General features: G+C 38.8%; 14 protein-coding genes. 6 read left to right on the forward strand and 8 right to left on the reverse strand.

What is annotated here, in order from left to right; translation table 11 throughout:
- On the reverse strand, positions 1-772 hold a 772-nt coding region (locus ACXAG7_RS19600; protein ID WP_476667876.1), incomplete at its 3' end, for a carboxypeptidase-like regulatory domain-containing protein.
- Positions 773-902: 130 nt separating this feature from the next.
- Complete coding sequence (locus ACXAG7_RS19605; RefSeq protein ID WP_476667877.1) at positions 903-1,835, reverse strand: TlpA family protein disulfide reductase; 933 nt, start codon at positions 1,833-1,835, stop codon at positions 903-905.
- Positions 1,836-2,160: 325 nt separating this feature from the next.
- Here ACXAG7_RS19605 and ACXAG7_RS19610 point away from each other — a divergent pair, with 325 nt between their 5' ends.
- The 4 genes from ACXAG7_RS19610 to ACXAG7_RS19625 all read left to right on the forward strand — a co-directional run bounded on the left by ACXAG7_RS19610 (position 2,161) and on the right by ACXAG7_RS19625 (position 4,841).
- Positions 2,161-3,396, forward strand: coding sequence for a hypothetical protein (locus tag ACXAG7_RS19610; RefSeq protein WP_476667878.1), 1,236 nt, complete (start codon positions 2,161-2,163; stop codon positions 3,394-3,396).
- A 101-nt stretch (positions 3,397-3,497) separates the two neighbouring features.
- Positions 3,498-3,887, forward strand: coding sequence for a VOC family protein (locus ACXAG7_RS19615; RefSeq protein WP_476667879.1), 390 nt, complete (start codon positions 3,498-3,500; stop codon positions 3,885-3,887).
- A 5-nt stretch (positions 3,888-3,892) separates the two neighbouring features.
- Positions 3,893-4,438, forward strand: a complete 546-nt coding sequence (locus ACXAG7_RS19620; RefSeq protein WP_476667880.1) for a DUF4240 domain-containing protein — start codon at positions 3,893-3,895, stop codon at positions 4,436-4,438.
- A gap of 4 nt (positions 4,439-4,442) precedes the next feature.
- Positions 4,443-4,841, forward strand: a complete 399-nt coding sequence (locus ACXAG7_RS19625; protein ID WP_476667881.1) for a hypothetical protein — start codon at positions 4,443-4,445, stop codon at positions 4,839-4,841.
- 14 nt (positions 4,842-4,855) lie between these two features.
- Here ACXAG7_RS19625 and ACXAG7_RS19630 read toward each other — a convergent pair whose 3' ends face one another.
- From ACXAG7_RS19630 to ACXAG7_RS19645, 4 genes are all read right to left on the reverse strand, one after another.
- Positions 4,856-5,785 carry a helix-turn-helix domain-containing protein gene (locus ACXAG7_RS19630; protein WP_408042579.1) on the reverse strand — a complete coding sequence of 310 codons (930 nt, stop codon included), beginning with the start codon at positions 5,783-5,785 and terminating at the stop codon, positions 4,856-4,858.
- A gap of 31 nt (positions 5,786-5,816) precedes the next feature.
- A complete protein-coding gene (locus tag ACXAG7_RS19635) occupies positions 5,817-6,926 on the reverse strand; it encodes an MBL fold metallo-hydrolase (protein WP_408042578.1) in 1,110 nt (369 codons plus the stop codon).
- A 62-nt stretch (positions 6,927-6,988) separates the two neighbouring features.
- Positions 6,989-7,363: a hypothetical protein gene (locus ACXAG7_RS19640; protein ID WP_476667882.1), complete on the reverse strand. Its 375-nt coding sequence runs from the start codon at positions 7,361-7,363 to the stop codon at positions 6,989-6,991.
- 179 nt (positions 7,364-7,542) lie between these two features.
- Positions 7,543-9,072: a hypothetical protein gene (locus tag ACXAG7_RS19645; RefSeq protein WP_476667883.1), complete on the reverse strand. Its 1,530-nt coding sequence runs from the start codon at positions 9,070-9,072 to the stop codon at positions 7,543-7,545.
- Positions 9,073-9,341: 269 nt separating this feature from the next.
- On the opposite strand from ACXAG7_RS19645, the gene ACXAG7_RS19650 reads away from it, so the two are divergent.
- Together ACXAG7_RS19650 and ACXAG7_RS19655 are read left to right on the forward strand one after the other, a co-directional pair.
- Positions 9,342-10,265 (forward strand): glutaminase, encoded by a 924-nt coding sequence (locus ACXAG7_RS19650; RefSeq protein ID WP_476667884.1) that lies wholly within the window; start codon positions 9,342-9,344, stop codon positions 10,263-10,265.
- A 346-nt stretch (positions 10,266-10,611) separates the two neighbouring features.
- The gene (locus ACXAG7_RS19655; protein ID WP_476667885.1) at positions 10,612-11,634 is read left to right on the forward strand and encodes a hypothetical protein; all 1,023 of its coding nucleotides are present in this window, start codon (positions 10,612-10,614) and stop codon (positions 11,632-11,634) included.
- 83 nt (positions 11,635-11,717) lie between these two features.
- Here ACXAG7_RS19655 and ACXAG7_RS19660 read toward each other — a convergent pair whose 3' ends face one another.
- Complete coding sequence (locus ACXAG7_RS19660; protein WP_408042573.1) at positions 11,718-12,578, reverse strand: DUF2911 domain-containing protein; 861 nt, start codon at positions 12,576-12,578, stop codon at positions 11,718-11,720.
- Between the two features lie 269 nt (positions 12,579-12,847).
- The coding region (locus tag ACXAG7_RS19665) for a T9SS type A sorting domain-containing protein (protein WP_476667886.1) at positions 12,848-14,495 on the reverse strand (1,648 nt) is incomplete at its 5' end.

A 14,495-nucleotide genomic window follows, 5' to 3' on the forward strand; every position in this document is an offset into this window, starting at 1 on the left:
AAGCCTCCAAATCTGCTACTAATTTTGAAGCTTTTGATCCTTGAGGTAATCCTAAGCCACGTTGAAACAATCCATATCGTACCTGTTGTGTATTTATCGTATTTCTGGTGGCAAGCAAACTGCACTTGTCTCTATAATCAGCAACCTGATACGTTACAATGGGAAAACTTATTTTAAAAAAGTTACTTCTATTTAAAGCATTTGACTCATCAACCTCTTCTGTATAGTTTACATACCTATCCATAGACTTTCGAAATTTGAACTTCTTTTTATAAGAACTATAGTCTATTTTACAGATGGCATCACTATACATGGTATAATCACCATTGGTTTTCACCAATTCCTGATAATAGCCATTAAGTTGCCAAGCCGTACTGGGATAGTTTTCTGGTATTTTTTTTATGGCCTCCGAAATCACCTTTTCAGGCTTTTCTGACAATATTTCTACCCCTTCCAAGGGGTTTAAAAACTCTTCTAAATGGATTTCTAACGCTTTATTGATTGCGCTATTTACCTCAGTCTTCCAAAGGCTATACCCTATATGAGAGGCTACCAATTCGTGCTTTTGTGCTGTCAGCGCTTTGGGAATTCTCAGCCGAAAACTTCCGTTTTCATTCGTAATCGTTCCTACGGAAGCCCGAGCTATAAAAATATTAACTCCTTCTATTCCCGTTTGTGTATTCGCGTCTAAAACACGGCCTGTTAACGTTATCTGAGCTGTTAACTGAACTAAACTACAGCACCAAATAACAAGTATACTTACATATTTCATGATATCTATTTTTTCTCCTTGATGTATACTACAAGAACAACACTACTTTCCCTACCGAACTCGAGAAAGTAGTGTATATACTATTCTTTATTGCTAATAAACTGTCAGAAATTCTATCTTCATTAACAAATTACTTTTTGGGGAGTTGCTTGCGAAGTTCCGCAGTAACGTCCTTCCCTCCCCCAACTGCGAAGTAGCTAATTTTACCTGTAGGATCGATTACGAAATGTGTTGGAAACACCTGAACGCCATACAGCGCACTCAGCTGGGTACCGCGCGGTACTATTTCGTAATTAAAAGGAGTTTCTCGTAAAAAGGAAGTCAGCTGTTGCTTTGAATTCATCGCTATCCCCAAAAACACCACCTTGTCATTTCCTTTGTACTCCGCACGAAGCGCATTTAGTAAAGGAATTTCTTTAACACAAGGCGGGCACTCGATAAACCAGAAGTTAAGTACTACGGTTTTACCTTTCAATTCACTCAATGTATAGCGTTTGCCTGTAACGGTTTCTACGGTAAACGCTTTGGCCTGTTCACCCGTTGGGTTGGGAATATCGTCATAGGGATTTCCATCATCCTTATAGGTCACTACTACCATGGCTTTGTAATCTCCTTTAGCATTGACAAAAAGGAGGGGCATTGCCTTTCCGGTTTGTACTAAATCAATGGCTTTTTGCAACGACAATCGCGTACCGTTTTCATAAAATACGTCCGATACCTTCGTTGGGATTCCCTTTTTCTGTACTTGATCTAACGGAAGTAACTTCAGATCATCAGGGACAAAACTGTAACGACCTCCTTCGAGTACCAGAGCCGCATAGGCTCCTTCAGCATTTACAAATACTTTTGGTACCAACGTACCACTCGTAATCAGCGATAAGGCATGCGAAAGGTCCGTTTTTGTGCCATCCTCAAAAAATACTAAGCCTAGTTTTTTAGGTAAGGGTCGGCTCATAACCTCTTCAAAAGGTAGTTCTTTGAGTCCTTTCGGTAAAAAAGGATACTCTTGTGCCATTAAAAACTGACAGCAACAAATTGCAATTAAAAAATACATTCTTTTCATGATTATGGTTTTATTAGTGAATACGTACTCATGAACTTCTTAATAAAGAGTCGCCTGATACTAACCAACAAAAAACGCATACTCCGCCCTTAATAGGAACTGAAGTATGCGTCTTGATCAACACAATAACATGGATAATTCTCCCAATTTCTTCTTCAGTGATGGAGAATTACTCTATACTATACCCTAACAACGACTCAAAAACTCCGTTGTTACAAAAAATGAGATTTTTCTTTTAATTCACAGATTCTTTCATTCTAATAACTACCTTTGTTACTGCAGGGAAATCCCTGTTTGAATAATTGCTAAATTAAACTACATTTTTATGAAACGTTCGTTAAAAATTGCTGCTATAGCGGCCATGGCTTTGAGTGGTCAACTCCAAGCACAGACTTCTTATCCGGTATCAACAAGTGCGCATACCGTAAATGACAGTCCTTGGTACGGACTGGGAAGAAGTAGCAAAGTACTCCCCGGAACTACCTTTCAGGCCGTTCAATTAGCCGGATATTACGGTTTGTATATGAAAACTGGATTGGGGCAACTCACTTTTAATCACCAGGGTTTATTGGGTATTAATACAGACAATCCGCAAGCCACCTTAGACATCCGTACCTCTAAAACTACCTTTGAAACACCGCTTCACTTGGAATTAGAAGACGCTATTGGAGATTCATTTTCGATTAGAAACGCCACAGGAGCCAATAATCAGTTTATTCCCAACCTCATTGGTAAACATATTTCTGACAACCGTGAAGCCCTTTATATCAGTGGTCGTATTGGCTCGGGAAATGATTCAGGAACCGTACCTATTATGACTTTTGATTCGCGCATTGATGGAAGTACTGCACAGATTCGTCCTTTGTTTGCTTGGGATAACAACGGAAACCGCAAAATGTTACTGACAGCAGATGGAAAGCTCGGATTGGGAACTAGCTCCCCAACAGAAAAATTAACCATTGCCGGAAATGTCAACATCGGAGCTGATGGTAACGCTTCGTTGCGCGTACGTAATCTATACGGAAAGTCATCGAGCTCCTCAGCCCTCGATCACCTCTACCTCAACTACAGCTCGCGTAAAAATGTATACGTCGGAAGTACCAACAACCAAGCTTCGTTTTTTGTCCATGGAAATATAGGAATAGGAACCGAGCAGACTCATGGTTACAAATTAGGGGTCAATGGAAAAATTGCCGCACTCGAAGTAAAGGTAGCCAAGCAAGCCAATTGGCCTGACTTCGTTTTCAGCAAAAACTACGAACTCCCAAAACTCGAGGAAGTAGCCTTGCATATCAAAGAGAAAGGACACTTAAAAAATATTCCAAGTGCTAAAGAAGTTGGAGAAAATGGTTTCTTCTTGGCACAGATGGATGCTAAATTGTTACAAAAAATTGAAGAACTCACCTTGTATACCATAGCACAAGAACAACAATTGAGCACTCAACGAAAGCAAAATGAACGACAACAACTTGAAATTGAAGCGTTAAAAAAACAAAACAAACTGCTTACATCACTTGTTGCGCGCATTGCCAACATTGAAAAAAAACTTAAAAAAGACTAATTTACAAAGCCATCCATTACTTTTAGGATGGCTTTTTTTTTGCTATTCCTCCTTCTATTACTCCTATTTCCGTACCTTGACAATCCTTAAAAGGAACGACTATGAAATTAGACAGAACCGGTATTATATTGTACACCATTAACTATGAAGCTTGTGTAGATTTTTATCAAAATAAATTACAACTCGACATCATGTTTACCACAGACTCCTTGACGTGTTTTGCTTTTGGCGATGCTTATCTCATGGTAGAACTCGACGATGACGCCTTAAATACTGCCACTGTTGACAGTCGTATTAAAACTTGCTTGCGAATGAATGTTCCCGAGGTCAAATTACTTGCTGACAAACTCAGCGCCCAAGGTATTGATGTGGACTACCAAGAGCATGCATGGGGAACGGTGGCCAAGTTTTATGACCCTGATGGCAATTTATGTGCCTTTAAAGACAGCGAAAAATTTGAAAAACAAATGCAGCAATATCTTACTCAGTAAAACCTATGATTTTTTTTAGAAGGAAAAAGAAAACAGCACCTGTGTACAACAGTGAAGAACTTATGGACTTAACGCAATTTTGGCAGCTCATTGAAACCTCAAAAACGGCGAGTGAGCACAATTACGACTTGCAACAGCTTCACCTAAAAAAAGCCCTAAGAAAGCTAAATCCACAAGCCATTATTGCTTTTGACAATCAATTCAGAAAATTGAGAGGTGAATGCTACCACTGGGATTTTTGGGCAGCTGCCTACATTATAAATGGAGGCTGCTCAGATGATACTTTTATCGATTTTCGCAGTTGGCTGATAGGCCAAGGACAGCGATATTATGAAAACGCTGTAAAGAACATCGATTCACTAGTACAGCTCATGGAAACTAACGATGGAGACTGGGAAGGCTTACAGTACATTGCCATGGAAGTTTTTGAAGCAAAAACGCAAGATAAACTGCCTTTGGGATATCCAGAAAACACCGCGGTACTAGGAGAAGAATGGGAAGAAGAAGAACTCCCTCAAAAATATCCAATTCTGTGGAATCATTTTGCGTAACCTCATGATTAACAACCTTATTCACTTCATAAAAAGCCGTCCCGAAAAACTCTTTATCCTCGACGGTATAGGCGCATTATTATCCTTTTCGCTGACCGCTTTTTTACTTCCGGAAATCACTGCTATTACAGGAATACCGAATGCCATGAACACGCTACTTCTCCCTTGGCCCTTACTCCTATTAGGACTGGATGTGTATTTTTATCGAACTGAAAAAAAACTACTAAAAACAGGATTATTGGTGATCCCCATTATCAATTGTCTGTACTGTATCTGCTCCTTTATTCTCGCGGGCTACCATCGATATGAGCTCACCCTGATCGGCTGGAGCTACCTCCTACTAGAAGCACTCATCATAGGCGGCTTAGTATACTTAGAATTGAAAGCCTTGCAACAGGTATAAACGAATTTAGAGGACTAGTTTTCTCTAAAAGTTTTGATGTATTGACTGGGGCTTACCCCTACCTTTTTCTTAAAAATTCTCGTAAAATACTGCGGGTACTCAAACCCCAATTGATAAGCAGTTTCGGCTATAGACAACTTCGGATTGAGCAACAGGTTCTTTGCTTCTTCTACTAAGAATAAATTAATTTGATCTACTGCTGTTTTTCCTGTTTCGGCTTTAATTGTATCACTCATATACCGATGACTTAATTTTAATTCTCTGGCCATCCATTCGACACTAGGAATTCCTTCTTCAGCAAACAACCCTCGATCAAAATACGCTGTTAACACCTCTCTAAATCGAGAAATCACCTCTTTGTTTACCACTGTTCTATTCAAAAACTGACGTTTGTAAAAACGATCGGCATAGGTTAATAAGGTTTCGAGTTGCCTCAATAATATTTCCTTGCTAAACTCATCTTGATTATTCTGATACTCCAAGGTCATGTTTTTAAAAATGTCCTTGATAATTTGTTCTTCACGTGGAGCTAAGTGCAAAGCCTCATTTACGTGATAATCAAAAAAGCTACAACTTCTGATCTTGTCATAAATCGCACAGTTCCGAATATAGTCTTTGTGAAATGCTATGTGATAGCTCTCTTCACTCAACACCATTTCTCTGAAGGTCAATACCTGATTGGGCGCTGTAAAAAGTAAGGTTCCTTTTGTACAATCGTATTTTGTTCGGCCGTAGGTCAGCTCACCCGATAAGATTCGTTTTAGACTAATTGCATAAAAATCACAGCTCATTTCAATAGGTTCTGTATACTCGTGTGTATCACAGTTTACTGTTTCGGCCGAATCTGCAACCGTGTGCATAATACTAAACAACGGATGTTCAGGTGCCGCTAGCTGATAATACTCATGCATTGCTTCAATATGTTGAAAGTGGATCTTTGGCATTTCTTATTATTGAGTTTCTTAAAGATACGATTTATTCATATACTTCCCACCAGTGCGTTCGATGGGAATCCAAGGCATCCATTGACACCATCGCCCCTATTTCAGGAGTAACGAGCCTCAAAGAATCCTTAGCTGCGCTCTTTTCCAGACGAAGTATGGGCTCTTTCCACGGATGCTGATTTAATTTAAACGCGGCCCAATGAATAGGCATTAGGTATTTTGCGCGTACATCTAAACTCGCCTGCACAGTTTGCTCGGGATACATATGAATAGGGAAATCTGGGAGATCATCATTGTATTGACCGCACTCTATCAGGGCTAAATCAAACGGTCCATAGGCTGCTCCGATACGCTTAAAATGTGAATCATATCCACTGTCGCCACTAAAAAAAATGCGTTCCTGTTCTGTAAAAAGTACCCAAGAAGCCCACAAAGTAGTATTGGTATCATCGACACTGCGACCCGAGAAATGCCTTGCCGGTGTAGCCACCAAGGTTATCGTTCCTAAAACCGCCTCTTGCCACCAATCTAACTCTACTATGGCTGCTTTGGCCACTCCCCAAGCTCGTAAGTGCTTTCCTACCCCCAGCGGTACGTAAAACTTGCCAACGCGATTTTTAAGAGTTTGCACGGTTTCGTAATCCAAATGGTCGTAATGGTCATGTGAATAAATAACGGCATCTATATACGGTAAGTTAGCTACTTCTATGGGAAGTTCAGATGAAAACCTTTTTGTTCCTAACCACGGATGAGGAGCTGGCACCTCGCTAAACATGGGATCCAGCAAGATGTTTTTCTCTGCCATTTGCAATAAAAAACTCGAATGTCCTGTCCATGTAAATCTCGTCACCTTCTCGCGTTTTGCAAAACTCTCGTCCGACAATTTATTCACGGAGATCTCTTTAGTAGGAACCGTATTTTCCTGCTTTTGACTTAACAATTTTAAAATTCTATACGCATCTTTTAAAGACGGAGTAGCTTTGGTAGGAGACTCATTGACAAACTTCCCAGCTTTAAAATTTTTAGACATTTCAAATATCCTCACGTCATTTTTTGAAATTTTTCCTCCAAACTGAGGACTCGTTTTCAAAAAAACAAGCACGGCTCCTAGTAGCAATACACAAGTTAATCCAATACCCATCAATACTCGTTTTATAATATTTCTCCTTTTTACCCTTACCATACAAACAACATCTAAACAAGCTATTCCAAGCTGAATTTTGGGATTAACTCAAGGGTCGATGCTTCGTGTTTTGCACGATCATAAGTCAATCGCATGAGTGGATAAAAAATCCACATTTTCTTAAAATACTGACGATTTATCATCGGATTTACTGTTGACAGGTCACTAGGAACCACAGCTACCACCGGAACCTCCACTTCTCCTATTTTTAACGTACCTTCTGAATGCTCTAAAAATGCTTGGTACCAACTTCTTTTTGAAAACTTATACTGCCTCACAAAAAAGCGTCCTGCTACTTCTATTACTGATATATCTATAAAGCGATGTCGTTCTCCGGCACGGATTTGGTGTACCCATCTTGAATTCACCAGCTTTTTCAACTCTTTTAGTGTCATTTTGTTCTGAATTCCTTTCAACTTTTACTGAGTACAAAGGTATTTTTGAAGTACGAGTTCGAACTAAACATTTTGGTATGAAACGTATACATTTTGGCGAAAGATTAGCTCAATTATCAAAACGAAGCAAAAAAAAGAGTTATATCACTATAACTCTTTTTTCTAAACGCTCACGATAGCTATTTTTTCATGCACTCTGAGATGGTCACTTCTTTTCCCTCTGTATTAAAACACTGGTGAAGCTTACTCTTTCCCATAAAATTTCGCAGCTGATAATAATTACCATACCTCCAAACACTTGAAAATTGCTTCGGCTTCACAAAAGGGATTATGATTTTCCCTTGCTCTAAGTTAAATACGGTTATTTTTCCTTCAAAATCGTAGGCATAATAGGAATTGTCTTCTCTTGATACGCTCTCTACTCTTTTCAACCCCGTTAAAATCATCTTCTTTAAGACAGTAGAATATACAGAAAGAGACGCTCCTCCACTGTTGTGATTTGCTTTTGACTTTAAAACAAAGCCAAAATCACCTACCGAATTAGTAAAGCTTGCGTACTCACTAGTAAAGTCTATATAGGGCTCTCCGTTATCTCCATTAAAAACAGCCAACTCATTAGCAGCATTTTTTACCACCACAAAATTTGGAGAATAGCTATCGACATTCTTATAACTCCTAGGCAATACTAGTCCCTGCCTTTTTTTACTGTAATAATTCTTTTTCCCCTCTTTATCAATCACGATAAAATCTCCATTACCTTGTTTCTCAAATCCGGCAGCTCCGAAAGGAACCATCTCCATATTGCGCTCACTAATTACGCCCCATTTTCCATCCTTATTTTTCACGGCATATGAAGCTGTATATACAACTCTGCGGCTGCTATAGGTTCCTGGAAAAGACTTCCATCCTAAAAACGGTTTTACATCTAAATAAACATTTGGAATATCCCAGGTTTTCTTTTGCAGGTCGTACAAACCTATTGCGCCTTCTTTTTTAACCCATACTTTTGATCCATAAGCCAAAAAGTTGGCTGCATACGATATTTTGTTTTTTACAACAACCCCTTCTATCGCTTCTAAGATTGCTGTTTTAGACTGTGCATCAAAAATTGAAGTACTTCCATTTTGTTCTTTTACAAGAAAATAATTCCCTGACAATTGGATGATTTCTTTTTTATCGGGTGCTATGATCACCTTTCCTTGATCGTTCAACAACCCATCGCACATTTGATTGTTGATCGTATTTTGAAACACGATGTAATCTCCCTCATCAGTAGTCTCAAAATCATATACTCGTACTTGATTGGTTGCTAGGTAGGCATTGGGATATTTTGAAAGCTCGGTAGTGATTTCTTTTCCTTGAAAATTTAAGGCCTTTAAAGACAAAACTCGCTGAGTTTCCCTCTTTCCGTAATCATTACGTCCTTCTTTTCTTTCCCCCGTAAGGAAAAATCCTCCTCGTAGCATTTTAGTTGCAAAATCGTATTTTTTTGTTTTCTTTAAGCTCGAATTCACGAAAAAATACCGTTTGTTATCATATACCTGGAGGTAATTATTACAATAGTACAACGCATCTTTTCTTTTAAACTTCTTCTTCATTGCTCGAGGAATTTCTGTTGCTTTTGTCGCATCAAAAAATTCAAACTTTTCCTGTGCTTTCACGAAGGACGTTACCAATAAACATCCTACTAGTAATTTCTTAATATTCATTATTCTATTTGTTTCTCAGCCGAATATAGCATTTTCCAACCAATCCTTTCACATTTCTTTAACATTTAAAATTCACCCCCTCCCTGTAGTACTCTTTTTGACACCAGCATGTAATGTCATTTAACTTTTATGAGTGCACTGGCATTAGAATTCATAACTGGAACCCGTAAACTTAGCTAAAAATGTAAGCACTCTTCTTCCCTCGTTTTTATTCAGCATAAAATTCCACGTAGTTTAGCCCCAATATCACTTTATTCAATTCAAGCAATATGACAGGTTCTACCCTTGAAAACATCGTACACCAACTCTACGCGCAAAGCAACACCCACTGCAATTCAGGTAGCGTAGCCAATTACATTCCTCAACTCGCTGAGGTTGCTCCAGAAAAATTTGGAATACACCTCTGTGAGGTTTCGGGAAACTCGTATAGCGTTGGTGACAGTACTGAAAAATTCTCCATACAAAGCATTTCGAAAGTATTGAGTTTTGCACTTGCCTATACCCTAGTTGGTGAGGCCATTTGGACTCGTATCGGTGTAGAACCCTCAGGAACGGCTTTTAACTCACTCATTCAAATTGAGATTGAGCGTGGAATTCCCCGAAATCCTTTTATCAACGCAGGCGCCATCGTAGTTGCCGATATACTACTCAGTAAACTACCACAACCACAAGAAGATTTCTTAAACTTTATCCGAGGTATCAACAACCTCGACCATTTGGATTATTCTCCAGTAATTGCTGCCTCTGAAAAAGCGGTTGGGTACCGCAATATTGCTTTGTGCAACCTGATGAAATCATTTGAAAACATCGACAACGAACCAGAAGCTGTTTTAGATTTTTACTTTCTTTTATGCTCTATTGAGATGAGTTGCCAAGAACTTTCTCAGTTGTTTTTGTTTTTAGCCAACAACGGGATTTCTCCTCATAACCATAAGACGATCCTTAGCAAAAGTCAGACAAAGAGAATCAATGCGCTCATGCAAACGTGTGGGTTTTATGACGAATCAGGAGAGTTTGCTTTTAAAGTTGGTTTGCCTGGTAAAAGTGGTGTAGGAGGAGGTATCATTGCTATTTTACCCAATCAGTACAGCATTGCTACTTGGAGCCCTCGGTTAAACAGCAAAGGCAACTCTGTAAAAGGCATTCACTTTCTTGAAGCCTTTACCTCTGCTTCCGAAAACTCCATTTTTTAGAGAGTCAGTACAGCTAATTATTAGACAGTCTCTCGGTGCTAATTACGTGAATCAACCATCAAAAACACAGTAACTTTCCGCTCTTAATTACTATTAAAACCCACCAAATTCTCCGAAAATTTATTTGAAACAACACTATTTAATCAGTAGTTTTACTCAAAAGAACGTTGCTATAGAGCTTGCTATTTGGAATACTATGCGTAAAAAACACCTTGTAAGTATCTTCCTTTTCTGTTGCCTTATTTTTATAGGGTGGTGGCTAAACAGCTCACCCCCTGAAGAACCGCTTCCTCCTCATTTTAAGTTAACGCTACTGGATACTATTGACCTTAGTGGGCTAGAACAAATGGACTACATAAAAAAAAGCAATGCAGAACAGCTAAACCTCTTTTTCTATGATAATGACCCAGAGCAGCTTTCAAGTGACTATACCTATAAACGCATTACGCTAACAGCAAACGGCATTTTTTTAAAGAAAGGGACGCTTAAGTTCGAACATGGTTTGACTGATTATTTGGAAACTAAAACGCACTATTATACCGTTAATACCCTTAGGGTAACCATGGGTAAAGAACGATCACACGATTTTTTAAGCAAATATGACAGTAACTGGAAACTACTCTGGACCAAAGAGTTGACAACGGAAAAACACCCTGCAGGAAACAGCTATATCCGTGCAATAAGTAACCATCGTTTTCTACTTATCTCTGATTCCGTCGGCTCTGTAAATTCCGGCATTTCAATTACGACCTTCGATACAGAAGGAAAACGCATTTCAGAAGCTTTAATTCCAGACTTCAACACTATTTACGAACTCATTCAGACCTCAGCAACTACCTTTGTTATTATAGGCTACGACAGGTTCAATTCACAATCTTTTCTCGCCAAAATACACGCAAATGGTACTTTGTTATGGAAAAGAGCCTTGAACGAAGATTTTTATCCTGCACAAATCGCCCAGACCCAAAAAGGAGACATCTTACTCTTTGGTGATCGCTACCTTTCATCAACGCGTCAAAACATACGGGTACAAAAGTTTGATAGTATCGGAAAACTAGTTTGGGAACTGTCGCCCAAAGATCATTATACTGCCAATGCCAGTAATTTTATTATCGACAAAGACCGTTACCTTTTTTCGAGTAGCATACAAAAAGACCTAGGAAGCCCAGCCATTCCTTATCTTTTTGAACTCGATCCTTTCGGACAATGCCTGCGTTCCTATGAGGGTAATTCTGACGAGCTTTACTCAGACCTCCCTTTCCTCATAAAAATTGGTAAGGATATCACGTTAATTTCACGAATTGCTACCAAAGGATCAGAGTACTTCGCGAATGATACTCTTAAAACCTATCGTATTACACGGCACTAAACTTACTGATGAAAGACAATAAATTACCGAAATTTACTAATCCGTTATACACCCCCTATAAACCAAGACGTTATAAAAGTAGATTACAATTTATCCGCAATCTTCGCAAGTAACAAATTACACTTAGCAATATACCCATAATCACTTGCGGTATTCGCTTTAGCTGCTTTTAAGCTGAGTTCAGCATCCTGTTTTGCTGCTGTAAAATTGCCTAAAACAAACGCCAGCTCTGCTCTGTAGTATCGATACCAAAAAGCTTGAGGGCGCAATTCTATGGCTTTATCAAACCAACTTAGCGCCTTAGGTAGGTCTTTATTCTTTTCATAGTAAAACATCGCTGCATCAAAATAGGTTTGCGCATTCGCGATTTTAGCATTCTGCATCAATTTCTCCTCAATTTGCTTAAAAACAAGTGCATCGCTATCGACAAATACAGGAATACGCACCTGAGTTTTTTCCCACTTTATTACCAAATCTCCTCCGTTGGCATGAAAATTCTCAAAATTTATGGAAAGCGTCTCACTGTACTCTTTAAGTGGCATTGCAGGAACCTTAAAACGGAGTAAATCGTTGGTTTTGTTATAACCTGCCGTTCCCCAGAGTTTGCTATTTTTATGGATAATAATGGTCCATTCTTTTTTCTGTGGTATCGTATATAAGGCGTAAGTACCTGCAGGAATCAATTGTTTGTCTATCAAAACCTCTTGATCAAATGTTATTTTAGTAGCGCTGTTTGCTCCGGTTCGCCATAGCTTTCCAAAAGGAATTAATTTTCCGAAAACAGGGCGCCCTTTGGCATTTGGCTGTCCGTAGTTTAAGCTGATGTTTGCCAGCCCTACTTGTTGTTTAATCATTACTCTAGGACTCAAACTCGCCTTCTTTATCTGAGCCGTACTCGTGGTCATGCCTAAAATGACAAACAGTAACATAACGATATTTTTCATGGGTAGTTGTGTTTTTGAATTTTGATACCCCCTTAGTCGAAACTGTTCTTTTTTCTTTGCGCTCTCTTTATTAAATAAATGTTAAACTCATTAAGCATCACAAAAGTACTGTTAGTATACAGCAAAAAAGAAGAGTACCTTTCTCTGCAGAAAGGTACTCTCACAAAAGATTAAAAACTAAAATTTTTCTGAGGTGAATACAGTACTAAAAGTCCCCCAACCTTTATTACGCCTCTAAAAAACCCGTGATTCGTTTCTAATTCTCCCTTTTATTTAATTAGCATACGCTTGGTAGCTATTTGCTTGTTTCCAATGATTAAGGTATACATATACATTCCTGAAGCTAATCCATCAGCATTGATATCTAAAGATGCTTCTCCTCTTTCTTCTAATTTTATCTTTGAAACTACTTTTCCAGCTGAGTCAGTAAAAATCATATAAGCTGATGCTGTTTCATAGGGTAAATAATATTTTATAGACGAATTGCTTCCGAAAGGATTAGGTATGTTTTGATACAACGTTGCTTCTCTTTTTCGCGTAGTTACGGAGTTATCGTTAGACAAGGTTCCATTACACGCACAATTCTCTAATGCCTTTACTCTTGATAAAATAGCAGCCATCTGAGTTTCTAAGCTGGTTACTCGGTCTTGGGTTGCCGTTAAATCTGATTGCAGTTTTGTTACCAAAGGTGCCAAGTTTACCGATACCGATTTTCCGTTTTCTATCGAGATGGTCAATTCTGTACCCGATAGGCTCGCCGAAGTAAGGTTTTGATTATCTGTATTATCTAAATACTTCGCTAAATCAACAGTTTTTGCGTTTCCTGAGATACTCAGCGTATTTGTTGCCAAACTCAACTCCTGATTATCGGTATTGTCGGCATATTTTGATAAATCAATACTCGTAGCGTCGTTGGTCAAACTCAAAGTATTTCCGCTTAAAGTCAAATCTTGGTTATCCGTATTATCTAAATACTTCGCTAAATCAACAGTCTTAGCATTCCCTGAAATGCTCAACGTGTTTGTTGCTAAACTCAATGCCTGGTTATCGGTATTGTCCGCATATTTTGATAAATCAATACTCGTAGCATCGTTGGTCAAACTCAAGGTATTTCCGCTTAAAGTCAAATCTTGGTTATCGGTTCCTGTTCCATCTTGAAGACTTGCCAAATCGATGGTATTTCCGTTAGCTATGCTCAATTTAGTTCCGGTGAACCCAAGTGTTTGTGCATCCGTATTGTCTAAATACTTCCCTAAGTCAACAGTCTTAGCATTCCCTGAAATGCTCAACGTGTTTGTTGCTAAACTCAATGCCTGGTTATCGGTATTGTCCGCGTATTTTGATAAATCAATACTCGTCGCATCGTTGGTCAAACTCAAAGTGTTTCCGCTTAAAGTCAAATCTTGGTTATCGGTTCCTGTTCCATCTTGGAGACTTGCCAAATCGATGGTATTTCCATTAGCTATGCTCAATTTAGTTCCGGTGATCCCAAGTGTTTGTGCATCCGTATTGTCTAAATACTTCGCTAAATCAACAGTCTTAGCATTCCCTGAAATGCTCAACGTGTTTGTTGCCAAACTCAATGCCTGATTATCGGTATTGTCGGCATATTTTGATAAATCAATACTCGTTGCGTCGTTGGTCAAACTCAAGGTATTTCCGCTTAAGGTCAAATCTTGGTTATCGGTTCCTGTTCCATCTTGTAGACTTGCCAAATCGATGGTGTTTCCGTTAGCAATACTCAATTTTGTTCCGGTGAACCCAAGTGTTTGTGCATCCGTATTATCTAAATACTTCGCTAAGTCAATAGTCTTTGTGTTCCCTGAAATGCTCAACGTGTTTGTTGCTAAACTCAATGCCTGGTTATCGGTATTGTCCGCATATTTTGATAAATCAATACTCGTAGCGTCATTGGTC

This window comes from Tenacibaculum sp. AWR4_210 (assembly GCF_056160945.1).

What these genes read in the sequence shown, in the direction of transcription:
- ACXAG7_RS19605 (WP_476667877.1), bottom strand. Translation starts at nt 1,835, where the DNA reads ATGAAAAGAATGTATTTTTTAATTGCAATTTGTTGCTGTCAGTTTTTA.
- ACXAG7_RS19610 (WP_476667878.1), top strand. Translation starts at nt 2,161, where the DNA reads ATGAAACGTTCGTTAAAAATTGCTGCTATAGCGGCCATGGCTTTGAGT.
- ACXAG7_RS19615 (WP_476667879.1), top strand. Translation starts at nt 3,498, where the DNA reads ATGAAATTAGACAGAACCGGTATTATATTGTACACCATTAACTATGAA.
- ACXAG7_RS19620 (WP_476667880.1), top strand. Translation starts at nt 3,893, where the DNA reads ATGATTTTTTTTAGAAGGAAAAAGAAAACAGCACCTGTGTACAACAGT.
- ACXAG7_RS19625 (WP_476667881.1), top strand. Translation starts at nt 4,443, where the DNA reads ATGATTAACAACCTTATTCACTTCATAAAAAGCCGTCCCGAAAAACTC.
- ACXAG7_RS19630 (WP_408042579.1), bottom strand. Translation starts at nt 5,785, where the DNA reads ATGCCAAAGATCCACTTTCAACATATTGAAGCAATGCATGAGTATTAT.
- ACXAG7_RS19635 (WP_408042578.1), bottom strand. Translation starts at nt 6,926, where the DNA reads ATGGGTATTGGATTAACTTGTGTATTGCTACTAGGAGCCGTGCTTGTT.
- ACXAG7_RS19640 (WP_476667882.1), bottom strand. Translation starts at nt 7,363, where the DNA reads ATGACACTAAAAGAGTTGAAAAAGCTGGTGAATTCAAGATGGGTACAC.
- ACXAG7_RS19645 (WP_476667883.1), bottom strand. Translation starts at nt 9,072, where the DNA reads ATGAATATTAAGAAATTACTAGTAGGATGTTTATTGGTAACGTCCTTC.
- ACXAG7_RS19650 (WP_476667884.1), top strand. Translation starts at nt 9,342, where the DNA reads ATGACAGGTTCTACCCTTGAAAACATCGTACACCAACTCTACGCGCAA.
- ACXAG7_RS19655 (WP_476667885.1), top strand. Translation starts at nt 10,612, where the DNA reads ATGGACTACATAAAAAAAAGCAATGCAGAACAGCTAAACCTCTTTTTC.
- ACXAG7_RS19660 (WP_408042573.1), bottom strand. Translation starts at nt 12,578, where the DNA reads ATGAAAAATATCGTTATGTTACTGTTTGTCATTTTAGGCATGACCACG.